20 protein-coding genes and 1 pseudogene are annotated in these 21,712 nt (G+C 63.0%); 13 read left to right on the top strand and 8 right to left on the bottom strand.

Annotation, left to right across the window (positions count from 1 at the left end; genetic code table 11):
- The 7 genes and pseudogenes from Q0367_RS20475 to Q0367_RS20445 form a co-directional block, all read right to left on the bottom strand.
- Positions 1-248, bottom strand: a pseudogene (locus tag Q0367_RS20475) (glutaredoxin); the annotation flags it as partial.
- 89 nt (positions 249-337) lie between these two features.
- Entirely contained in the window at positions 338-1,306 is a 969-nt protein-coding gene (mmuM, locus tag Q0367_RS20470) for a homocysteine S-methyltransferase (RefSeq protein ID WP_297637885.1), read from the bottom strand.
- A 19-nt stretch (positions 1,307-1,325) separates the two neighbouring features.
- Positions 1,326-2,381 (bottom strand): hypothetical protein, encoded by a 1,056-nt coding sequence (locus Q0367_RS20465; RefSeq protein WP_297637888.1) that lies wholly within the window; start codon positions 2,379-2,381, stop codon positions 1,326-1,328.
- Positions 2,382-2,388: 7 nt separating this feature from the next.
- Entirely contained in the window at positions 2,389-3,207 is an 819-nt protein-coding gene (locus tag Q0367_RS20460) for an ABC transporter permease subunit (RefSeq protein WP_298984453.1), read from the bottom strand.
- Between the two features lie 21 nt (positions 3,208-3,228).
- The gene (locus Q0367_RS20455) at positions 3,229-4,209 is read right to left on the bottom strand and encodes an ABC transporter ATP-binding protein (RefSeq protein WP_297637894.1); all 981 of its coding nucleotides are present in this window, start codon (positions 4,207-4,209) and stop codon (positions 3,229-3,231) included.
- Positions 4,199-4,798 carry a GNAT family N-acetyltransferase gene (locus Q0367_RS20450; RefSeq protein WP_297637897.1) on the bottom strand — a complete coding sequence of 200 codons (600 nt, stop codon included), beginning with the start codon at positions 4,796-4,798 and terminating at the stop codon, positions 4,199-4,201. Before Q0367_RS20450 ends, Q0367_RS20455 begins: the two co-directional genes overlap by 11 nt.
- Positions 4,799-4,801: 3 nt before the next feature.
- On the bottom strand, positions 4,802-6,076 hold the full coding sequence (locus tag Q0367_RS20445) for an aminopeptidase (protein ID WP_298984450.1): 1,275 nt from the start codon (positions 6,074-6,076) through the stop codon (positions 4,802-4,804).
- Between the two features lie 248 nt (positions 6,077-6,324).
- Here Q0367_RS20445 and Q0367_RS20440 point away from each other — a divergent pair, with 248 nt between their 5' ends.
- The 13 genes from Q0367_RS20440 to Q0367_RS20380 all read left to right on the top strand — a co-directional run bounded on the left by Q0367_RS20440 (position 6,325) and on the right by Q0367_RS20380 (position 21,019).
- Positions 6,325-7,257 carry a carboxylesterase gene (locus Q0367_RS20440; RefSeq protein ID WP_298984447.1) on the top strand — a complete coding sequence of 311 codons (933 nt, stop codon included), beginning with the start codon at positions 6,325-6,327 and terminating at the stop codon, positions 7,255-7,257.
- 134 nt (positions 7,258-7,391) lie between these two features.
- On the top strand, positions 7,392-8,411 hold the full coding sequence (locus tag Q0367_RS20435; RefSeq protein ID WP_297637909.1) for a LacI family DNA-binding transcriptional regulator: 1,020 nt from the start codon (positions 7,392-7,394) through the stop codon (positions 8,409-8,411).
- A gap of 416 nt (positions 8,412-8,827) precedes the next feature.
- On the top strand, positions 8,828-10,147 hold the full coding sequence (locus Q0367_RS20430) for an extracellular solute-binding protein (protein WP_298984445.1): 1,320 nt from the start codon (positions 8,828-8,830) through the stop codon (positions 10,145-10,147).
- Between the two features lie 86 nt (positions 10,148-10,233).
- Positions 10,234-11,175: a carbohydrate ABC transporter permease gene (locus Q0367_RS20425; protein WP_298984443.1), complete on the top strand. Its 942-nt coding sequence runs from the start codon at positions 10,234-10,236 to the stop codon at positions 11,173-11,175.
- Positions 11,172-12,092 carry a carbohydrate ABC transporter permease gene (locus tag Q0367_RS20420; RefSeq protein WP_297637918.1) on the top strand — a complete coding sequence of 307 codons (921 nt, stop codon included), beginning with the start codon at positions 11,172-11,174 and terminating at the stop codon, positions 12,090-12,092. Before Q0367_RS20425 ends, Q0367_RS20420 begins: the two co-directional genes overlap by 4 nt.
- A 64-nt stretch (positions 12,093-12,156) precedes the next feature.
- Positions 12,157-14,124 carry a hypothetical protein gene (locus Q0367_RS20415; protein WP_298984441.1) on the top strand — a complete coding sequence of 656 codons (1,968 nt, stop codon included), beginning with the start codon at positions 12,157-12,159 and terminating at the stop codon, positions 14,122-14,124.
- 133 nt (positions 14,125-14,257) lie between these two features.
- The gene (locus tag Q0367_RS20410) at positions 14,258-15,046 is read left to right on the top strand and encodes a carotenoid biosynthesis protein (protein ID WP_297637924.1); all 789 of its coding nucleotides are present in this window, start codon (positions 14,258-14,260) and stop codon (positions 15,044-15,046) included.
- 44 nt (positions 15,047-15,090) lie between these two features.
- Positions 15,091-15,720, top strand: coding sequence for a glycerol-3-phosphate acyltransferase (locus tag Q0367_RS20405; RefSeq protein WP_297637927.1), 630 nt, complete (start codon positions 15,091-15,093; stop codon positions 15,718-15,720).
- A complete protein-coding gene (locus Q0367_RS20400; protein ID WP_297637930.1) occupies positions 15,717-16,859 on the top strand; it encodes a glycosyltransferase family 2 protein in 1,143 nt (380 codons plus the stop codon). The genes Q0367_RS20405 and Q0367_RS20400 overlap by 4 nt, the downstream gene beginning before the upstream one ends.
- Positions 16,849-18,342, top strand: coding sequence for an NAD(P)/FAD-dependent oxidoreductase (gene crtI, locus Q0367_RS20395; protein ID WP_297637933.1), 1,494 nt, complete (start codon positions 16,849-16,851; stop codon positions 18,340-18,342). Before Q0367_RS20400 ends, crtI begins: the two co-directional genes overlap by 11 nt.
- A 93-nt stretch (positions 18,343-18,435) precedes the next feature.
- Positions 18,436-19,245, top strand: coding sequence for an alpha/beta hydrolase (locus Q0367_RS20390; protein ID WP_297637936.1), 810 nt, complete (start codon positions 18,436-18,438; stop codon positions 19,243-19,245).
- A gap of 82 nt (positions 19,246-19,327) precedes the next feature.
- Positions 19,328-19,663, top strand: coding sequence for a hypothetical protein (locus Q0367_RS20385; RefSeq protein WP_297637939.1), 336 nt, complete (start codon positions 19,328-19,330; stop codon positions 19,661-19,663).
- Between the two features lie 6 nt (positions 19,664-19,669).
- Positions 19,670-21,019: a cytochrome P450 gene (locus Q0367_RS20380; RefSeq protein WP_297637942.1), complete on the top strand. Its 1,350-nt coding sequence runs from the start codon at positions 19,670-19,672 to the stop codon at positions 21,017-21,019.
- Positions 21,020-21,024: 5 nt separating this feature from the next.
- Here Q0367_RS20380 and Q0367_RS20375 read toward each other — a convergent pair whose 3' ends face one another.
- The gene (locus Q0367_RS20375) at positions 21,025-21,594 is read right to left on the bottom strand and encodes an LmeA family phospholipid-binding protein (protein WP_297637945.1); all 570 of its coding nucleotides are present in this window, start codon (positions 21,592-21,594) and stop codon (positions 21,025-21,027) included.
- Positions 21,595-21,712 lie beyond the last annotated feature (118 nt).

Raw genomic sequence — 21,712 nt, 5'->3', positions numbered from 1 at the left:
ATGGCCGGAATTTTGTCGATGCCGTAGGTCTCGGCCACTTCGCTGTCCTTGACAAAGTCGCGCACCTCCACGCTGACCTTGTCGGAGAGCGCCGCCACTTCCTCGACGAGTTCTCGCGTCTCGGCGCACATCTCACATTCGAGCGCGCCGCCCTCGCCTTGTGTAAAGACAACCAGCCGCACCGGCGCAGGCAGGTCGGCCAGCATTTCACGCACCTGATTTTTGATGTTGTCGTTCAAAATCGCCATGTGAATCACCCCTTTGGTTGAACTTTTGTCTCCATACCCCGCCGGATAGCGGGTCATCTGTTTGGTTGGATGCACGAACTGCACAAACGTTACAGCGCCCGGTGGCGGCGTTGCTCCACTTCCTGGCGCAAGGTCTGCGCGATCACGGCGATATCCGCCGGCGTGGTGCGACAGCAGCCGCCGATCAGCCGGGCGCCCGCCGCGTACCAGCGTCGCGCCGGCTCGGCGAAGTCGGTCACGCCGGTGCCCTCCACCCAGCAGCGCGCTTCGGCGTCCCATCGCTCGCCGCTGTTCGGGTAACAGAGCAACGGCTTGTCGGTGAGCGGCCTGGCGATGTGCAACAGCGATTCGACATACCGAGGCGCAGTGCAGTTGACGCCCACGGCCACGATCTGCTTGCTGCTGTTCGCCAGCCGCACCGCCTCGGCGAACGGCTCGCCCGAGGAGAGCGACTCGCCGTCGCGACAGCTGAACGAAAGCCAGGCCGGCATGTCCGGACACTCCTCCAGCAGGCGGATGAGCGCCTCCGCTTCGGTCAGGCAGGGGATCGTTTCACAGGCGAAGAGGTCGGCTTCCGTCTCCGCAAGGGTGCTGACGCGCGGGCGATGCCATGCGATCAACGCTTCGACGCTGAGACCATAATCGCCGCGATACTCCGAGCCATCGGCGAGATAGGCGCCGTAAGGGCCGATCGAGGCGGCGATCAGGGGCGGCAAGCGGGGCGGGGCGCTCCGTTCTTCGGCGAGATGCTCTGCAATCGCCTCGGCGGCGAGCTGCACGCTGAGGCGGAAGAGGGTGCGCACCTGCGCTTCATTAAGGCCGCGGCGTTTGAACCCTTCGATGCTGGCCTGATAGCTGGCGGTGATCAGCACGTCGGCACCGGCGCGCAGATAGTCCAAATGCACGCTGCGGATCATCTCCGGCGCGTCGATGAGCAGCCGCGCCGACCAGAGGGCGTCGCTGAGGTCCGCGCCGCGACGCTCCAGCTCGGTGGCCAGCGCGCCATCGAGCACGATTACACCGTTGGCTTCCAGCAACGGCGTCAGCGGATTGAACATGCATTCCTCCTTTTGTGACTCACTCCCCCTGCCACCAATCCAGCCGCGAACGCGGGTCCAGAAAAGTCCCCCGATCGCGCACCGCCACAAGCAGATCGCCTAAAGCGGCCACGCCGATCGGCTCCCCTTCGCGCAGCGCGGGCAACGACGCCCGGCCTGCAGCGTCGCTCGCTGCGTAGAGCGCCGCCAGATTGGGGTCCACGCAGAGGTTGGCAAGGTGCACGACATAGCCGTTGGCGACGCTGTCTTCGCGCGTATAGCCCAGCGTGATATGGGTTGCGTCGGCGTAGAGCACCAGCGCCTTGTAGCCGCCGGCGTAGATTTGCCGCCCTCGCGAAGGGATGAAGACAGGCTCTCCTTCCCGTGCGTGCAGCGCCGCCAGGGTCACGCCGGGCGTTTGCAGCAAAGCGCCCCGGCAGCCATGTTCTCCGCAGCCCCAGTTCCAATCATACACCTGGTAGGTCTGGCCGAAGGAAGGCGCGTCGCTGCGGGCGAACAGCGCGCTCAGCTGCGGTGGATCGCCGTCCACCGGACCCTCTTTATCGACGAGCGTGCGCGCGGCGTCGACCGGCTCGTAGCCGCGCAGCGCAAGCCGCAGATCGGCGTGCAGCGCCGGCGGATGCTCCAAGCCGCCGCCCGCCACCGGGATGGCGACGTATTGATGTTGTGAATCGGAAGGACAGGCGCCGGCCTCGAGGAAAGAAGACGCTGCGCGGGCGACCGGTGCGTCTGCTTCCACTGCGTTCGAGGCTTGCGCAGCGGCAGGCGTAGGCGCCTCCACGGCCGCAGGCGCAGCTATGGCCTCGGATGGAAGGAGCGTAGCTGTGGGAGAAGGCGTCGCCCTCTCCAGAGGCGTCGGCGTGGCGGTGACGACCACCACCTGCGTCACCACTTGCGTGACGACGACGATCTGCGTCACCACCACTTGCTGCGGCGTCGGCGTGGGCAGGGCGTAGAGTGTGGCGCGGGCCGCCAGCGCAACCATGCGCGGGTCAGGCGGCGTGGGGCGATGAAGCCGCCACACGATCGCAAGCAGCGCAGCCAGGATGCAAAGCAAAAGCAGTCGGGTCTTCACGTCATTTTCACAGCCGCGCCAAGAGCGAAGTGCGCCGAAAAGTGGAGGCGGCAAGGGCGAAGACGCCGCCGGCGACGCCCCATAGCACCAGCCCAAAGAGCGCCACCAGGCCATCGGAAAGTGCAAAGGCGCCCATCGCCTGGCCTACGACCACCAGCACCAAGGGCAGAACGATCAAGCTGCCGATCTGATACGCCTCTTGAAAGGTGTTCACGCGCGAGGAGGCGATCACGGTCACCCCCAACCCCAAAACCGCCGCAGCCGGCCCCACCCAGAAGGCCAGCAAAATCCACAACAAATTCGGCAGGACGATGCGCTGTGCGACGTACCAGGTCATAAAGTTGCCGACCAGCACATAGAGCGCAAAGCCGATCAGCCCCACCAACGCGCCGGGGATCCACGCCCCCAGGATTTTTGCGAAGAGCAACTCGCGGTCGGTGGTGGGCGAATAGACGAGCGCCTCCAGTGTCCTGCGCTCCTTTTCGCCGGCGAAGCTATCCGCCGCCACCACTGCGGAAGCCATCAGCGGCAGGATCAGGTACATCGGCGCAAAGAGGTAGACGATGAAGTAGATGTAGCCGAGCTGCGCGTCGTTGAGGCCGGCGTAGCGCGCGTCGAAGCCGGGCGGCATCGGCCTGGAGAGGACGTCGACGTCGGCAGGGGCGATCTCCAGGCGCGCGGCCATGCCGGAGATCAACCCCACCAGCACCGGAACCCCCACCATCAGCACCAGCGGCACAAGCGCAAGCGGCAACGCCACCGCGCGCGTGCGCAGCGCCACCGTCACGTCTTTGCGCGCAATCGCCCAGATCGCCTCCCAGTTCATGTTTTCCGGCTCCTGTGCTGTTTACAGTTCCTGCAAGGCAAAATAGACATCCTCCAGCGACGGCTCCTCCGGCTGCACGCGGTACAGTTGAAGGCCGTCTTGCATGGCCGCCTCGATGATGCGGGGCACATCGCGACGGCTGACGCCGTAGAGCACAAGCTGCGCGCCGCCGTTGCGGTCGGCCAGGCGGTTTGCGGCGGCTTCCGCGTGGACGACCGGCGGCGTCTGCAAAAAAAGCTGCATTGCGCGCGGCAGATCGGCGGCGTCCACCTCCACGCTGACGCGGTGGCCGCGGTCGAGGCGACTGCTCAATTGATGGATGTCGCCGACGGCGAGCAGGCGCCCTTGCGCCATCACGGCGATGCGGTCGCAAAGACGCTCCGCCTCGATCAGGTTATGCGTGCACAGGAAAATCGTGCGGCCGCGCTGTTTGAGCCGCTCGATCATCCGATGGACGTCGCGGATGGCCACCGGGTCGAGGCCGGAAGTCGGCTCGTCCAAAAAAATGATCTCTGGGTCGTGGATGAGCGTACGCGCCAGCGCCAGCCGTTGACGCATCCCTTTGCTGAAACCGCCGACTTTGTGGTCGCCGCGGCTGCTCAGCTCGAAGAACGCCAACAGATCATCGACGCGGCGACGACGCTCCTGTTTGGGCACGCCGTAGATTTCGGCGAAATAGCGGAGCGTGTCGCGCGCGGTCAGCCGCGGGTCGAGCGCCGGCGTCTCGGTGAGAACGCCGGTGCGGGCGCGAATGCGATGACCGTGCGTGGTCGGATCAAGGCCAAAGACGCGAGCGACGCCCGCCGTCGGCGCAATCACGCCGTTGAGCAGGCGCACGGTCGTCGTTTTGCCGGCGCCGTTGTGGCCAAGGAAGCCGAACACCTCGCCGGCATGGATGGAGATGGAAAGCGCATTCACGGCGACGGTCTGCCCAAAGGCGCGGGTGAGCCGCTCCGTTTCAATGATCGGGAACGAAGAGAATCGCCCGTCGCTATCGTCCAAGCGTCGCCCCTCCCTGCAACCACTGCTCGATGGCCGGATGGTGCAGATGTTTTTGCACCGAACGCCACCCTTGCACGGCCTTTGCATCGTTGCGCTGCATCGGATCGGGGATGAAGCCGCAGTCCAGATAGGTCTTGATCGCCCACAGGCGCAACGTGTCGGTGCCCAACATGGCGCGAGAGTGATCGCGGGCGATGCGGCGCAGCGCGTGGGCCATCATCGGCTTGGCGAGGCCGCGGCGCTGATGCGCTCTCGCCACGATGACCCAGTGGATGCGCCCCCATGCCCCGCGCCCCTGCCAGTCCTCCTCCCACCAGGCCGTGATCGAGCCGACATCCTCCCCTGCGAGCGTCTGCACGAAAAACATGCGATCGTACAGGGCGCTGAGGCGGCCGCCGAACGAACGGGCGAAGTGCTCCGGGCCGATAGTGAGAAATGGCTCCGCATCGTGATGGAGCGCCAGCCAAACGTCCAGGTCTCCATCCCGATAAGTGCGAAAGCGGTATCCTTCGGGCAACGGCCAGTCCGGCAGATCGTCCATCGTCGGACGAATCATATAGACTTCGGCGCTGATCAGATCATCGAACATGGCTCAGGCCAACATCTCCTCGACAAAGCGGCCATCGCGCATGATCGCCACCGTGCGGCCGTCGGCGCAGAGGCCGTCGATGTGCATGGTGGCGGCGCCGATCATGAAGTCGACATGGGCGTCGCTGAAGTTCGCCCCACGCGCGGCCAGCTCCTCCTTGCTCATGGCGCCGCCGCCCTCGATGCACTCCGGGTAGGCTTCGCCGAAGGCGATGTGACATGCAGCGTTTTCGTCAAAGAGAATCTCGTGAAACACCAGGCCGCTCTGGAAGATCGGCGAGCCGGCGTCGACGAGGGCCACCTCGCCCAGCCGCCTGGCGCCTTCGATCTCGAAGAACTGCGCCAGCACATCCTGGCCGACGCCCGCCTTGAACTCGACGACTTCGCCATTTTCAAAGCGGAACCAGGCGTCGTTGACCTCCCGCTGCATGGGGAAGCTCGGCCGCGAGGTGCGCACATAGCCGTGCGTACGTTGATTGTGCGGCATGCTGAAAATTTCTTCCGAGGGCATGTTGGGTTGGAACCAGACGCCGGCCGGCGTCTGAGCGGCGCCGCCGACCCACAGCGCGCCCTCCGCCAGCCCGACGTAGAGATCGGTGGAAGGTTTGCCGTCCGGGCCGGGGACGGGATCGACAAAATGCAGGGTTTGCACCTGATTGCGCTGCAAAAAGGCGGCCGCGCTCTTCAGCCGGCGGTTGAGTTCGTTCCAGGCGCCCGGCGGGTCGGGCTGATCGGCGCGCGTCATGCGCAAGATCGCCTCCCACAGCGCCTCCAGCGCTTCTTCGGCGGGCTTGTCGGGAAAGACCTGCTGCGCCCAGGCAGGCGTCGGGACGCCGGCCACGCACCATTGCAGGCGGTTCGCCATCATAGCTTCGGTGTAAAATTTGATGGCGCGCGCCCGTTTGACCGTCCAGGCGCGCAGTGCGTTCGGATCGACGCCAGCGAGCGCCTTGGGAAACTCATCGCCGACCAGGCTGAGTCGCGCCCAACCGTTGTCGACCAGATAGCGAAAGCGTTCAATCTCAAACGCCGGCAACTCCAGGGCGTCGACGTCGGCGTAGGTGAGCATGGCGGCGGTGGAGGGCTGATCCACCCACTCCACATGCACATAGCTGGCGCCGACTTTGTACGCAGCGGCGATCGCCGCGCGCACCAGCGGCGCATGACCCAGCTCCGCCCGGATCAAAAGCCCCTGACGAGGTTGCAGGTTGACGCCGGTGCGGATGAGCAGGTCGGCGTAGCGATCCAGTCGCTCTTGGGGATTCAACGATGTCGTCATGATCGGTCCTTGCTGTGGCGTGATCGATGGCTTTGTGCTTTCTGCAAATAGATTCAACGTCAGTGCGCCAAGAGAAGTCAGAAGGACGCTTTGCGGACCTGATAGCGTCTTCATCAGCGTCGGCGCCGTCAAGCAGGATTCGCCTGGCGCGAAAAATCTGATGGGATTATAAGGTTTTTCTCCGTCGACCCGCAACAATCGGATAGCCTCTCACGGAAAAGCTCGAGAATCTGTGCACAATGCGCTGTATGACAATGGAGCGCACTGTCGGTTCGACCTTGGCCGCATTCGCCTATCAGTCCCCAGACCACGCCCCCTTCTTCTGGGAAAACGGCCCTCACGCCATCTTGCTCATCCATGGTTTTCCCGGCACGCCGGCGGAGATGCGTCGCGTCGGCCAGGTCTTTGCCGGGGAAGGCTGGAGCGTGCGGGGGCTGCTGCTGCCCGGCTTTGGCGCTGAATTCGACGCATTGGGCCACAGACGCTGCACAGACTGGCAGGCGGCTGTGGACGACGCCGTGGCCGAGCTTCGCCGTACGCATGTCACATTGGTCGTGGCGGGCAATTCTTTCGGCGCCGCCCTTGCGCTGGTCGCTGCGGCGCGTCACCCTATCGACGGCGCAATCCTCTTCGCCCCCTTCTGGCGCCTCGACTCCTGGCTGGACAACCTGTATCCACTGGCGGAGCGCATCCTGCCGCGCATCCGTCCCTTTGCCCGCGCCGACTTTTCCGATCCAAAGTTCCGCCTCGAGCTGATGCACTTTTTGAGCGGCGTCGACCTGGACGATCCCGCTGTGCAGGTGCAGATTCGTCAGCTGGAGCTCCCCACGCGCGTGCTCGGTCAGGTGCGGCGCGCAGGGAGGCTGGGCTTCGCCGCCGCCGGTCGGGTCGCCGCGCCGACGCTGATTTTCCAGGGGCGCAACGACCCCTTGGTGCGGCCGCGCCGGACGCAGCAACTGGCGCGCCGGCTCCCCAACCTCGTAAACTATGTTGAGGTGGACGGCGAGCACGATCTGGTGCGCGGGGCGACGCCGGACTGGCGAATCGTGGAGCAGACGCTGCGCGCTTTTGCTGCGCACGTCGTCGCCGACTCCAAGGGTGAGCGATCAGACTGGAAGCAAGCGTCGCCTCCCAATCTGACGACGCGCACCACCTTCATGGGGTCTCGCACGGGGACATAGCGCAGAACGAGGCGCAAAAAACTCTCCAAAAACATCTTGACTTTTGCATCGTTTTTCATTACACTCTCTTCTAACCGGTTAGATTTTTCACCCATTACAGCGTTGAAGACCATTCTATTGTCGAAAACGATGCCATGGCCACAATTCGCGACGTAGCCAGGAAAGCGGGCGTTTCCGTGGCGACGGTCTCTTATGTGATCAACGAAGGAACGCGCGCTGTAGCGCCGGCGACGCGGGCGCGGGTGTTGCAGGCGATGGAGGCGTTAAATTACCACCCCAACGCCTCCGCCCGTCAACTCGCCAAGCAGCGGTCCGGGGCCATCGGCGTCGTGCTTGCGGGGCTTCAGAGCACCAGCAATTTCGCCGACGCCTATTTTCTGGGCTACATCCACGGCATCAGCTACGCAGCGGAGCTCTATGGCCATAACGTCGTTTTGCTCACCAACTACCAGGGCGCCGACAAGCTGACCTTCCTGCGTCAGACGATTCGCTCGCGCCTGGTCGATGGCTTTCTGCTCATCGGCAGCTCCATTCCTGATGAGGTGGTGGTTTCTTTGCACAGAGAAAAATGCCCGGCCGTGCTGATTGCGCGTCGCGTGCCCGGTCACACCGTATGCAGCGTGCAACAGGACTATTTTCAAGGAGCGTATGAAGCGACGCACCATCTGACCGAGCGGGGCTACCGGCGGATCGGCTTTCTCGGCCAGGCGTTGAATTTTAGCTACGCGCTGGAGCGTCTTCAGGGCTATCAGAAGGCGCTGAGCGAAGCCGGCCTGCCCTATGAAGCTGCGCTGGTGAAGATTCCCATGCAGAGTCGAGACGACCCTGCCCTGGAGGAGGTGCGCGCGCTGCTCGCCGCCGGCGCCGACGCCCTGATCACCGACCGCGAGATCGCCGTGCTCAACCATCTGCGCGCGTTGGGCGTGCAGGTGGGCGACGAGGTTGCACTGGTGGGGCTGGACGAGAGCGAAGCGGCGGCGGCGTTGGACGTTCCCCTCACCACGTTGCGCCCGCCCAAATTTGCGCTGGGAAGGCGCGCCGTCGAAATGTTGTTGGACTTGATCGAGGGGCGGACGCCCGAGCCGCTGGAGGCAACGTTGCCGATGGAGTTGATCGTGCGCCGATCAAGCCCGCCGCGCCCGGCAATGCACTGACCTTCGAGTAGACATCTGTCTCGGAAAGCGCCGGGGGTCTGCAAAGATTGCAGCGGACGTGCAGACTTTTAGCGCCTGACGCATCGGCTTTTTTTGCTGCACCAATCTAACCGGTTCACAACAATATTCGGTCTAGCCGGTTTACATCAGCGTCGACTCTCGTCAATCAACTCTTGTCAATCAACCTGTCGCCTGCAACGGCTAAGAGTTGATTTTTTGCGTCGCTTGATCTAACCGGTTCACATCAGAGGCTGACTGGATGCATTCATCCGGCGCTCGCCATCCACCACGAACGGTGAAGGAGGTGATGCTTATCGAAAGGAGATTTTCATCGGATTGGCTCTAATGAACCTTGTGACCTTCTGTTGGATTCACCGACATCGCTCGATTGCACCTTGAAACCAGAAAGGAGAACCATGAAAAAGCAACGCTTTTCAATGTATGTCATTGTGCTGCTCGTCGCCGCGCTGTTGGCGGGCTGCACCGCCCTGCCCGCCGACGGTCAACGCCCATCCTCGGCGGCTCCAGAGGCGGCGCCCGGCCAGGTGACGCTCACCCTGATCGACAACCCCGAAGGTCAGAGCGAGTCGATGCTTCAATTGCAGGAGAAGTGTCAGCAACAGACCGGCGTCGATCTGAAGGTCGAGGTTGCGCCGCACGGCGAAGTGCGCACGAAGCTGGAGGCTGCTCTCGCCGCACAGGCGTCCACCTATGACCTGTTTGCGATCGATGTGATCGATCTGGCCAAATATGCTGCAGCCGGTTGGGCGCTGCCCCTGGATGCTTACATCACCCCAGAGATGGAGGCGGACATTCTGCCCTTTGCGCGCCAGGGCGTGAGCTATCAGGGTCATCTGTACGGCCTGCCCTGGAAGGCGGAGTGGATGTCCTTTGTCTACAACGCGCAGATGTTGCAGGAGGCGGGGTACGACCATGCGCCGGCCACGTGGGATGAGCTGATCGAGATGGGCGTCGCCTTGAAGCAAAAAGGCGTCGTGGAATATCCCATGGTGTTCAGCTGGGCGGCCAACTACGAACAGATCACGGTGGATTATGTGATGTTGGTGAACAGCCTGGGCGGACAACTCTTCGATGAGAGCGGCCAGCCGGTCTTTAACCAGGGCGGAGGGCTGCAGGCGCTGCAGATGATGTATGACATGATGAACACGCACGAGATCGTGGACAAGGCGGCGCTCACCTTGCGCGGCGGCGGCGCGCGCCGCGATGTCATGATGGCCGGCAACGGCGCCTTCGTCTTCCTGTGGGGCACGCCGCTTGTCGTCATGAACGATCCTGAAAAGAGCGAACGCGCCGGCCAGTTTGCCATTGCGCTGGCGCCGGACGGCGGCAACGGCCCGTACTCGGTCGCAGGGCCGATGGGCTGGTCGATCACGGCTTTCTCCAGACATCCGGACGCGGCCTGGAAATTTATCGAGTGCCTCGCCGGGCCGGAAGGCGCCAAATTTATGTTCCTCCGCGAAGGGGCGCCTGTAGGCTGGAGGAGCGTGCTGGAAGATCCCGAGGTGGCGGCGAAACTGGCGGCGGCGGGCGGCGATGTGATGCAGAAGCAAGCGGAGTTCCTGGCCGTTCGGCCGTCGTTGCCCTACTATGCGGAGTGGTCTCAGCTGATTCAGGAGGCCGTCCACTATGCGCTGACGGATCAAAAGAGCGTCCAGCAGGCACTGGACGACGCCGTCAGCGAGACGCTCAAGCTTCAGGCAAAGTACAACGAGTAGTTGTTGCATCGATTCCCGGTTTCTCGCAGACCCATGGGTGACCATGGGTCTGCGAGACGCAATCTGGATGAAAGCGAGAAATCCCATTGTCGACGTTCATTTTGCTGCAAACCGTATCGAAACCCTGGGGGCGACGAAAGCGGCTTCGCACGGCCAACCGCGTGGGCTATCTGATGATTCTGCCCGCCCTCCTCGTCGTGTTCGGATTGCTTTTATATCCTCTGTTGTACTCGCTTTTGATCAGCTTCTACGATCTCCATGTGCGAGCGCCCTGGAAAGGGTGGGAATTCGTCGGATTCGGCAACTACTTCGACGTGTTGACCGATCGGGAAGTCCATCACTCGCTCGGAAGGACGCTTTTTCTCGCCGGCGTGGGGATCGGCCTTGGGCTTCCGCTTTCCCTCGCCTTCGCAATGATTCTGAATCAGCCTTTTCCGTTGCGGGGACTGGTGCGCGGCCTGTTGATCATTCCATGGATCATTCCCGGCTCTGTTCAGGGCCTGCTCTGGAGCCGCATTTTGGAGCCATACGGCTATGGCGCCCTCAATGGGCTGTTGATTCAGTTCGGATGGATTGAAAAGCCGGTCCCCTGGCTGTTGGAGCCCATGCGAGCGCTTTTCCTGGTTGCGATCGCCAACCTGTGGAGCACGGTTCCGATGATGACTCTGCTCTACCTCGCCGGATTGCAGGGCATTCCGCAGGAGCTGTATGAAGCGGCCAAAGTGGACGGCGCCGGACGCTGGGCGCGGTTTCAGTTTATTACGCTGCCTTTTTTGGCCCCGGTCACCTTGATCAATTTGATTCTCAAAACCATCGACGCCTTTGCGCTGTTTGACCTGGTCTTTGTGCTGACCGGCGGCGGCCCCGCCCGCGCGACAGAAGTCATCGGCTATCATCTCTATACGCGTGCGTTCACCCGCCTGGAATACGGATATGCATCTGCCCTGGCGTGGGTGATCGCCGTCATGACGACGCTGCTTGCTTTGTTCTATAACCGCTTGACTCGCCCGGAAAGATTGAACCAATGATGTCGAATCGACGCTTCTTTTCGCAGCCTCGCTTGTGGAGGTCGGCGCAGCGTTTGGCGCGCTCGCTCGTGCAGCTCGTCCTGGTGATGTTCGTATTGGCCTTTGTCCTGGGGCCTGTGCTTTGGTTGGTCATCAGCAGCGTGTCCACCTCGAAAGACCTGCTGCAAGTTCCACCGCGTTGGCTTCCGTTTCCGCCCTCGCTGGAGTATTATCAGGCGCTTCTTTTTGGGAGCGGCGCAACGCAGAGCGACGGGACGCTGACGGAGCTGACGCTGCGAGCGTTTCGCTATTCCTTGCGCAACAGCTTTATTGTGGCGGTCGGCGTCACCCTCGGCGCCCTAGGGCTGGGCGCGCTGGCCGGATACGCATTTGCGCGTTTCCCGTTGCGCGGAAATGCGCTGTTGATCTACCTCCTGTTGATGGTGCAGATGCTGCCTGCGGTCGTGCTGATCGTCCCCCTGTTCATGACCATGAGTCGATTGGGCCTGCTCGACCGACTCTTCACCGTCGTGATCCTGCTCACCGCCTATCATCTGCCCTTTGTAATGTGGATTTTGCGCAGTTACTTTCAATCCATCCCGAAAGACCTTGAAGAAGCAGCGATGGTGGATGGTTGCAACCGGCTGCGGGCGCTCTGGTATGTCACCCTTCCGCTGGCGCTCCCTGGCCTTTTTGCGGCGGGCGTCTATGCTTTTATGCAGAGCTGGAACGCCTTTCTGATCCCTCTGGTGTTCACCTCCAGCGACACCATGCGCACCGTCACCGTGGCGATCGCAATGTTCGTGGGGCGCCACTATACGGAATACGGCCTTATGAGCGCCGCCGGCGTGCTGGCGAGCCTGCCGCCCATGGCGCTCGCCATCTTTTTCCAGCGCTATTTGTTGGCCAGTTTAACGGCCGGCGCAACAAAGGGATAACGCTGCTCACCGTGTCGACTCTCAATCACTTCAACAAGCTTCCTCAAAAATAGAAACAAAGATTATGGTGCAAGTTCAATCGCTTCAAGATGGGTCTCTGTTTGTCGTCAGCCCCAAGCAAGAGACGCGCTTTGACATGGGCAATGCACAACTTTTCGCCAGCTTCAACGGTTCTGGCGACGTCGCCAGGCTTTTGCTGCCGGCAGGAATCGACCTGGGCGGCTGGCGCGTGCAGCTGCGTCTGAACGAACAACTCCTCGACTTCAGGGAGGCGCAGGCGATCGGTCGGCTGTGGACGCTGCGCGGTCGCTGCGCTCGGTGCACCTATACGCTCATCTCTTGCATGGCGAGCAATGACCCCGCCGTGTATCAGCTCCTCAATGTAGAAAACCATAGCGGCGAGCGCCTCTCCCTTCAGGTGACGATAGATTTGAATGCGGCTTCATCGCAAGAAGCCGAGCCGCCCTTTGCAACGACGAAACAACCCGATTTCTGGCGGTTGTGGGCGCAAGGGGGCGCCAAGGCAGCCAAACCTCAGCCGGCGCGGTTATGTGTGCTTCAAGGTGGAACTGTGGAATTCAGAAGCAGGGAGCATTTCGCATGGGTGGCGAGCCAACCGCCGGCCCACGTCGCCCAAGACGCACGCAGCGTAACCTTGCGATATGATTTGACCCTCGACGCCGGAAGCTCTGCACAACTCGCGTGGGGCGTCCGAAAGAGCGCGGATAGAGAGGCTGACCCTCATCCATGGCGGGAGGCGCTAAGCCAGGCGGAAGCATACGCAAAGTGGCTGCAGGCAACGGCTGTGCACTCTGATCCGCTTTTGCGCGCTTTGATGGTCTCGGGACTCAACGCCGCTCTCAGCATGTATAAAGAATTTCCCGATAATTTTTGCGGGCTGCTGGCCGGCCCGGACTACGCCTATCCCCCGCGCCTTTATTTTCGCGACGGCTATTGGACGGCGCAGATTCTTCTCCTGACGCGACCTGAATTGGTGCGGCGCCATCTGCTGAGCCTGGCGCGCGGGGTTCATGCAGACGGCGCATGTCCGAGCGGAGTCTTTGCGCCTCACCTGCTGGAAGAGAGCTCGCTTCCTTTGGAAGAGCAACAGGGAAGGTTGGATTGGCTTCCCGACCATATCGACTCTCCCGCCCTATTTGTGTTGCTGTTGTATGACTACGTCTCCCTGACGGAAGATTTGAACGTCTTGCATGAGGCTGTTCCCAATCGCCCTCAGAAGATGTGGGAGATCGCCTGGGCTGCGCTGCAGCATCTGCTGCGTCGCTCCCCTAATGGCCTGCTCGAGAAGCCTTACGCTCCCAATGACTGGGCCGACAACGTGCGACGCAGCCGTTGGGTCACCTACGACCAGGCGCTGTTGGTCGCCGCCCTCTGTGCAGGCGGCGCGCTCGCAGCCTGGCTGGGCGATTTTGCGCACGCCGCCCATTTCCGAAGCGCCGCGCGCGACGCATGCGCGGCGCTCAATCGACGCCTCTGGCTGCCGCAAGTGGGCCATTTTGCAAATTACATGCGCCCCGAATACACGGAGGCGCACTTTTCCATCGACGCCTTATTGACCTTGTATTTCAGATTGGTCGATGAGGAGAAAGCCGCCTCGATGGTGCGCGCGGCGAAATGCTTGCAAACGCGCCGGAACGCAGAACAGCCCTTCGGCGACTGGGGGGTGATGTCGGTGTTTCCGCACTACGGCGAGCCGCGCGACCTCTTCGGCAAGAGCGCCCAACCCTATCACTATCACAACGGCGCCGACTGGCCCTACTGGGACGGCGTCTACGGCGCTGTTTTGCTGGAAAGAGAGGACGACGATTGGCGCTACGCGCTGACCCGCTGGTGGACGTACAGCCTGGAGCAAGGATGGCTCACGCCGGTGGAGTATTTTTCCCCGCCCTATCCGCCTGGCGGGATGCTGCAGGGATGGAGCTCGCTGCCGGCGGCGGTCTTGCTGCGCCGTCAGCGCCCGGAGCTTGCGCCCCTGGGCGCTTTCACGGCGACGTGCCTGGGCGCTTCCTGACCGTGGACCGAAGTGTGGACCGTCACCGATTTTGTCACAGGCTGGGATGGCGCATCACGGAAAACGGTCGCTGAAATTGTCACGATTAGAGCCAGATGTGTGTTCGACGAAGACAATTTCAGGAGAAAGCATCTTGACTGCGACGCTTCGTGAGCAATTCAACCAATGGCGGTCGAACCTCCAGACGCACGCCCTGCTACGACTGACGACCGGACTGCTCGTCGCCTGGCTGTTGACGATGATCTCGATCCCGATCATCCGTTGGGTCATCGGCGACGACGCGCTGCACTATGGCGTGATGGCGGGCGTGCTTTTCCAAACGGCGGCGGTGCTCTTGATCTGCCGTCATGCGTGGGGCGCGGCCACGACGGCGCGCATCGCCGCGCTGGTGATCCCCCTTTCCTGGCTGATCGAACGCATCGGCAGCGCGACCGGTTTCCCCTTCGGCCCCTACCATTACACCGAGGCGCTTTCCCCGCTCATCGGCGGCGTGCCCGCGGTGATCCCGCTGGCCTGGCTGATGATGTTGCCGCCGGCGTGGGCGGTCGCTTACGCCATCACCGGCGCAGTGCGCGGCCGGCGCTTTGTGTTCGTCAGCGGGCTGGCGTTCACCGCCTGGGATCTTTTCCTTGACCCGCAGATGGTGGGGTGGGGCTATTGGGTGTGGGAAACGCCCGGCCTTTACTTCGGCATCCCGCTGGTCAATTTTCTGGGGTGGGCGCTTTCGGCGATGGCGTTGACGTGGGTCGCGCGGCCGCCTGCGCCGCCATTGCCGCCGCTGCTCTTTGTCTATGCGGCGGTTTGGCTCCTGCAAAGCATTGGTCTATTCTTCTTTTGGCGGATGCCTGGACCGGCGCTCTTTGGTTTCCTGGGTATGGGAGCGTTTCTTGTCGCCGCCCTGACGCAACTGCGGCGCCGCTAGCTCCGTCGCACAGTCCCTGGCGACGCTGAAGACAGGAGTGAGCCATGCTCGAGATGTTGCTGTGGACCATGATCGGGTTTGCAGCCGGCTCGTTGCCTTTTTCGGTGTGGATCGGTCGCCTTGCTCTCAAGAAGGACATCACCCGCTACGGCGACGCCAACCCCGGCGCCACCAACGTCCTGCGCGCCGGCGGACGCATCGCCGCCGCCCTTGCGCTCCTGCTCGATACGCTCAAGGCGGCCCTGCCGATCGGCTTCGCTTACTATCGCCTGGGCATCGACGACTGGCGCCTCGTCCCCGTCGCGCTGGCGCCGGCGTTTGGTCACGCCTTCTCGCCTTTCCTGGGTTGGCGCGGGGGCAAGGCCGTCGCCGCCACGCTCGGCATGTGGATGGCGCTCACGATCTGGACGATTCCGACGCTGGGCGGCGTTGCGCTGCTCGTCTTTACGCTGCTCGTCGGCGCCAACGGCTGGGCCGTCGTCTTCGCCAACCTGGTCATCTTGCTGTTTTTGCTGACCATGCCCACCGCGTTTGATTTCCTGCATCTCCAGCCGGCGCAGTCGATCCTGCTCGCCATTTGGGTGGGCAACATGGCTCTGCTTCTCTACAAACACCGCGCCGACCTCTCCCATCCACCCACGCTGCGCAGAAAACAGCGACAGGCCGCCTCATGATGTTCTTGCCCTGGATGGTCACCCTGGGGTTGACCGTGTTGCTGGCGATCGCGATTACCAACCATCGACGCTTTCCAAGGCTGCACCCCGTTGCAGCAGAGGATGCACCCTTGTCCACCCTCCCAAAAGTCTCTGTGTTGATTCCGGCGCGCAACGAAGCAGCCCACATCGGCGATGCATTGGAAGACTTGACGCAGCAGGCCTTTCCCGGCCTGGAAATTCTGGTGTTGGACGACCATTCTGAAGATGCGACGGCCGAGATCGTTTGTGCGTTTATGCGCCGCGCGCCGGAAGTTCGCCTGCTGTGCGGCAAAGCGTTGCCGGCGGGCTGGACGGGCAAAAATTGGGCGTGCGCTCAACTGGCGTCTGCAGCGACGGGCGATATCCTTCTCTTCGCCGACGCCGACGTGCGCTGGCGACCGGGCGCGCTGCGCAGCGTGCTGCACGCCATGGAGACGCTCGACGCCGACCTGCTCACCGTCTGGCCGACGCAGATCACCGTCACCTGGATGGAGCGGCTGACCGTGCCGCTGATGGCGATGGCAGTGATGGCCTATCTGCCGATCTGGCTGGCGCATACGTTCTATCATCCCCTGGCGGCTGCAGCCAACGGCCAGTGCATGGCGTTTCGCCGCTCCGCCTACGAGGTGATCGGCGGCCACGCAGCGGTGCGCGCCGCCATCGTGGAGGATGTGCGCCTGGCGCAAAAGATCAAGGAGGCCGGCCTGCATTTGCGCATGGCGGACGGCTCCGGTCTGGTCATATGTCGCATGTACCGGGGCGCTCGCGAGGCGCTCGACGGCTACACCAAAAATATCTTCGCCGGCCATGGCAACCGGCTCTCCCTGCTGGCGCTTTCGACGCTCTTTCACTGGTCATTGTTTTTGGCGCCATGGCTGTGGCTCGGTTTGGGTCGAAGCTGGCCGCTACCGGGCTGGCCGCTCTGGCCGCTGGCGCTTGGGTTTGCAGGCGTAGCCGTGCGGGCGATCACGGCGCACGCCACGCGTCAGCGCGTCGGCGACGCCGTGCTGTTGCCGGTTTCTGTGCTGATTTTCACCTGGATCGCCGGCCGCGCGCTCTGGCAACAGCTGCGCTACGGCGGCGTGCGCTGGAAAGGACGATTGATCCGTGAGCGTTGAGGCTGCACGACCTCGCGTCGTCATCGTCGGCGCAGGCGTCGGCGGGTTAAGCGCCGCAGTTCGCCTCGCCGCCGCCGGCTGGCGCGTGACGATGCTGGAGCAAAATCCGGCCGTCGGCGGCAAGATGAGCCAGATCGAGCGCGACGGCTTTCGCTGGGATACGGGCCCCTCGGTCATCACGATGCGCCCGGTCTTTGAGGAGCTTTTTGCTACGGTCGGCCGTCGGCTCGAAGAGTATCTCACCTTGCTGCCGGTCGAGCCGCTGACGCGCTACTTCTACCCCGACGGCGTGCGTCTCGACGCCACGCGCGACCTGCCGCGCATGGCGGAGCAGATCGCCGGACTTGACGAACGCGACGTCGAAGGCTACCTGGATTTTCTGGAATACGCCGCGCGGCTGCATCGCATCACCGGGCCGGTTTTCATTTACAATCAGCCGCCGACGCTGCGTTCTTTTCTGCGCGTCTCACCGATGGACATGGCGCGCGTCGACGCCTGGCGGACGATGGACCAGGCGATTCGTCGGCGCGTGCGCTCGCCGCATCTGCGTCAACTGTTGGCGCGCTTCGCCACCTACGTCGGCGCCAATCCCTATCAGGCCCCGGCGACGCTGAGCGTCATCGCCCACGTCGAGCTGACCGGCGGCGTCTGGTATCCGCGCGGAGGCGTCTATCAGATCGCAGCTGCCATGGCCAGGCTTGCGACCGAACTCGGCGTCGAGATTTACACCTCGACGCCGGTCGCAGGCATCGAGGTGCGCGGCGGTCGCGCCGTCGGCGTCCTGGCGGCGGATGGACGACGCTTCCCCGCCGACGCCGTGGTCGCCAACGTCGATGTGACGACCGTCTATGAGCATCTGCTGCCGCGCACCGTCGGGCTGGAGCGCCGCCTCGCCCTCAAAGAGCGAGAGACTTCCTGCTCCGGCTATGTGCTGCTGCTCGGCGTCGAGGGGACGCATCCGCAGCTTGCGCATCACAATATCTTCTTCAACCGGGACTATCGACGCGAGTTCGACGACATCTTCCGCCGGGGAATCCCGCCGCAAGACCCGACGGTTTACGTCGCCATCACCGGCAAGAGCGACCCAGAGCATGCGCCGCCGGGCTGTGAAAACTGGTTCGTGCTGGTCAACGCGCCGGCGCTCGGCCCGGCGTTCGATTGGGAGAATCGACAAGCTGCATATCGGACGCTGGTGTTGGAGACGCTGGCGCGCTACGGGCTCGATGTGCGCAGCCGGATTCGCGTCGAGCACGCGCTGACGCCTGCGGACATCCGCCGACTGACCGGCGCATGGCGCGGCGCGCTCTATGGCGTCTCCTCCAACCAGGCGCTCAACGCGTTTCGCCGCCCCCACAACCGCTGCCCGGACGTGCAGGGGCTTTACTTCGTAGGTGGAACGACGCATCCGGGCGGCGGCGTGCCGATGGTGACGCTATCGGGTAAAATTGTGGTGGAGATGATCATAAAAGATTTTCGTGCATGAGAGCGCGGCGTCGCGCCGAAGGCGGCCATTTCCGGGAGCGCCTCTCACAACGCCCAAAGCAACAACATCGTTTCAAGCGATTCAGGAGCCTGTATGCACAGCGAAGAAAGTTCTACAAAGCCGCTCTCCCCGTCATCAAAGCGGCCAGGGCGAAAGCGATGGTGGCTGTGGATTCTGGCGGGAATCACAGCGGCACTCCTCCTCGCTGCGGCGGGCTTCGTCCTCTGGGCGAACACACCGCTCCAGCCGATGGCGCAGGCGTTGGCCTCGCTGCAGGGGGATGAACAAGTCGGCGTGATCGAGGGACGGTGGATCGTCTTTCAGCCGTTGACTGCCCCACGCTCGACCGGCTTCGTCTTCTATCCAGGCGGACGCGTCGATCCACGCGCCTATGCGCCGCAAGCCAGAGCGATCGCAGAGCAAGGCTTCCTGGTCGTAATTACGCCGATGCCGCTCAACCTGGCCGTCTTCGGTGCGAACCGCGGCAGCGAGGTGATGGCGGCTTTTCCCGAGATCGAGCACTGGGTGATCGGCGGCCACTCGCTGGGCGGCGCCATGGCCGCCAACTTTGCCCGCAATCATCCGGGGGCGGTCGAGGGCGTGGTCTTCTGGGCTGCTTATCCTGCAGCAAGCGATTCGCTGGCGGATCGCAGCGACCTGACCGTCTATTCGATCTACGGCACGCAAGACGGGCTGGCGACGCCGGACAAGATCGAGGCGTCCAGGGCGCTTTTGCCGCCCACGGCGCGCTTCATCCCGATCGAGGGCGGCAACCATGCGCAGTTTGGCTGGTACGGTGAACAACCCGGCGACAACCCGGCGACGATCAGTCGCAGCCAGCAACAACAAATGACGGTCGACGCCACGGTGGAGGCGTTGGCGGTGGTGGACGGCGGATTCTGAGCGTTTCTGCCCCCTTGGCTCTGCGTGATATACTTGCGGTCGTGAAACGTCCTACCTTGTTTATGCATCGATTGTTCCGTCTATGACCCGCCTGCCCTTCTCCTTTGAAGGCGTCGCCGACGCCAAAGGGATTGTCCACGTCATGCGGAGCGTGCCGGTGGGACCGCTGCGCATCCGGATCACGCATTTTTCTTTGCGCACCAGCAACGGCTGCAACAGCCGCACCCACAATCTGCGCGTGCAGGTCAACGGCGTCTCAATCTACCATGGCGTGATGCACGACTGCGCCGATCTGACCATCAACTCCGACCGTTCTTGGCGCGGGGTGTTGCGTCTGCACTTCGCCGCCGACGGTTTTACTCCCGGCGAGCGCGTCCTCGGAGAGGGAGCCGTCGAATTTCGCACGGCTTTGTTGTGATTCTGTATGCGTATGCGTGAAGAGATTCCTCCACTGCCGCAGGCTGAGCCGCGCAAGGGGCTGCGCGTGTTGGCCGGCCTCCTGCGCGATCGCTCGCCGTTGACAGCGCTCGCTTTGATGCGAGAATATGTCGGCCCGGTTTTCCAAATCAACGCCCCCAACTTTCGTCCCGCCGTCTTCGTCGGGCCGGACGCCAATCGTCAAATTCTGATCACCGAGCGTGAGCGGCTGAGCTGGCGCAACGAGAGCGACCCGGTCGTCAAGCTCTTGCGGCGGGGCGTACTGGTCGTCGACGGCGAGGAGCACGATCACTATCGGCGCATCATGGACCCGACGTTGCAACGGCGCAACGTGATTCCGCACATCCCCGATTTTTGGCGCTACACCGACCAGGTTGCAGACGCCTGGGCCGACGGCTCGACGCAGGACATGCTTGTGGAAATGCGCAAAGTGGCGCTGCTGATTTTAATGGGCGCCAGCTTTCACGTGGATTTTGCGCCTCACATGGAGCGCCTGTGGCAGCCCATCCTGCACTTGATCGAATACATCTCACCTGGGTTGTGGGTCGTCTGGCCCGGCGCTCCCGTCGCCGCCAAACATCGTCGCGCCATGGCGGCGATGGACGAATATCTCTACGCGATTATCCGCGAACGGCGACAGGCGCTCGCCGAGAGCGGCGCCGCGCCTGCACCGTCTGACCTGCTGGGCGCACTGGTCGTCACGCCCGGCATGACCGACGACCTGATCCGCGATCAATTGCTCACGATGTTGATCGCCGGTCACGACACCAGCACAGCGCTGTTGGCCTGGGTCTTTTACCTGCTCGGCATGCATCCGGCGTGGCTGGCGCAGCTTCAGGCCGAAATTGACGCCGTGTTGGGCAAGCAAGACGAACCGCCCAGCAATGAGCAGCTCAACGAGCTGTCGCTGCTGGAGCAGGTCATCAAGGAGGCCCTGCGCCTCTATCCGCCCATTCACGTCGGCAATCGTCGCGCCGTAGAGGAAATGGCGATCTGCGGCTATCGCGTGCCCGAAGGTTCGCGCGTCATGTACTCCATCTATCTCTCCCATCGAGACAAGGAGCACTGGCGCGAGCCGGACGCCTTCTGTCCGGAGCGTTTCGAGCGCGGCCAGGAGGAAAAGACGCCGCCGTTCACCTATGTGCCCTTCGGCGGCGGGCCGCGCACCTGCATCGGCGCCACCTTCGCCCAGATCGAGGCGCGCGCCGTGCTGGCGCGGCTGCTCCAGCGCTTCGACTTCGAGCTGCTCAACGGCGATCGAATTCATCCCCACATGGGCGCTACGTTGGAGCCTCGCCCCGGCGTGCAGATGCGCGTGCGGAGGAGAAAGCGATAACGATTCTATCTGCTGTACACGCGAATTTCGTTCTCCGTGACCTCCACCGACTCGACAAAAAAGCCGTAGTCCGTGCGGCTGGCTTCCTCGATCAGCGGCTGGAGGAACGCATCGACCTGTCCCTTGAGCATGGCGGGCGCCGGTCGTCCGTCGAGCAAGATGTCCACCACTTCCGGCGCAATTTTGCCATCGACTGCGTTCAGCCGCACAGAGACCTCGACGTCCGCATTGAGAAAGCCAAGCGTCACTTTCCCCGTCGCTGCAAGAACCCCCGGCTTTAGATTGACGGCGAGATCGGAGATCGGCAAACCTTGCTGACCTGCAAGAGCGCTCTGCAACTGGTCGTTGATCTGCTGCTCGGTGATCACAATCTGTGCAGCTCCGGCTGGAAGAACCGCTGCGCCGTCCGCAGGTTGCGGAGTGGGCGTCGGCGTAGGGGTGACGGTGGGCGTCGGCGTGGGCGCCGGCGTAGGCGTCGGCTGCGGACCACCGCATGCGGTCAAGCTCAGCGTCAACAGGAGCGCCGCCAGGGCGATGCTCCATTGTCGGCGGTGGATGAAAAAGGTCGCGTTCATAGGCAAGGCTGCTCCGGTTCTTTTGAGTGCGTTGAAGGCGTTTCCAAAGTTACATCAGTGTATGGACGTTCGGATATAGGAGAAAGTTCCGCACCGTTCAACCCGGCGTGGAAAGCTC

Origin of the sequence: uncultured Caldilinea sp., from assembly GCF_937128415.1 — a bacterium.
In the GTDB taxonomy this organism is placed as follows: Bacteria; Chloroflexota; Anaerolineae; order Caldilineales; family Caldilineaceae; genus Caldilinea.
Note: the sequence above shows the minus strand (reverse complement) of the source record. Positions and strands in the feature narration are given on the sequence as shown.

Bases quoted from the DNA above. Each gene is read 5' to 3' on its own strand.
- mmuM (WP_297637885.1), bottom strand. From the start codon at position 1,306: ATGTTCAATCCGCTGACGCCGTTGCTGGAAGCCAACGGTGTAATCGTG.
- Q0367_RS20460 (WP_298984453.1), bottom strand. From the start codon at position 3,207: ATGAACTGGGAGGCGATCTGGGCGATTGCGCGCAAAGACGTGACGGTG.
- Q0367_RS20450 (WP_297637897.1), bottom strand. From the start codon at position 4,798: ATGTTCGATGATCTGATCAGCGCCGAAGTCTATATGATTCGTCCGACG.
- Q0367_RS20445 (WP_298984450.1), bottom strand. From the start codon at position 6,076: ATGACGACATCGTTGAATCCCCAAGAGCGACTGGATCGCTACGCCGAC.
- Q0367_RS20440 (WP_298984447.1), top strand. From the start codon at position 6,325: ATGACAATGGAGCGCACTGTCGGTTCGACCTTGGCCGCATTCGCCTAT.
- Q0367_RS20435 (WP_297637909.1), top strand. From the start codon at position 7,392: ATGGCCACAATTCGCGACGTAGCCAGGAAAGCGGGCGTTTCCGTGGCG.
- Q0367_RS20430 (WP_298984445.1), top strand. From the start codon at position 8,828: ATGAAAAAGCAACGCTTTTCAATGTATGTCATTGTGCTGCTCGTCGCC.
- Q0367_RS20420 (WP_297637918.1), top strand. From the start codon at position 11,172: ATGATGTCGAATCGACGCTTCTTTTCGCAGCCTCGCTTGTGGAGGTCG.
- Q0367_RS20415 (WP_298984441.1), top strand. From the start codon at position 12,157: ATGGTGCAAGTTCAATCGCTTCAAGATGGGTCTCTGTTTGTCGTCAGC.
- Q0367_RS20405 (WP_297637927.1), top strand. From the start codon at position 15,091: ATGCTCGAGATGTTGCTGTGGACCATGATCGGGTTTGCAGCCGGCTCG.
- Q0367_RS20400 (WP_297637930.1), top strand. From the start codon at position 15,717: ATGATGTTCTTGCCCTGGATGGTCACCCTGGGGTTGACCGTGTTGCTG.
- Q0367_RS20390 (WP_297637936.1), top strand. From the start codon at position 18,436: ATGCACAGCGAAGAAAGTTCTACAAAGCCGCTCTCCCCGTCATCAAAG.
- Q0367_RS20385 (WP_297637939.1), top strand. From the start codon at position 19,328: ATGACCCGCCTGCCCTTCTCCTTTGAAGGCGTCGCCGACGCCAAAGGG.
- Q0367_RS20380 (WP_297637942.1), top strand. From the start codon at position 19,670: ATGCGTATGCGTGAAGAGATTCCTCCACTGCCGCAGGCTGAGCCGCGC.
- Q0367_RS20375 (WP_297637945.1), bottom strand. From the start codon at position 21,594: ATGAACGCGACCTTTTTCATCCACCGCCGACAATGGAGCATCGCCCTG.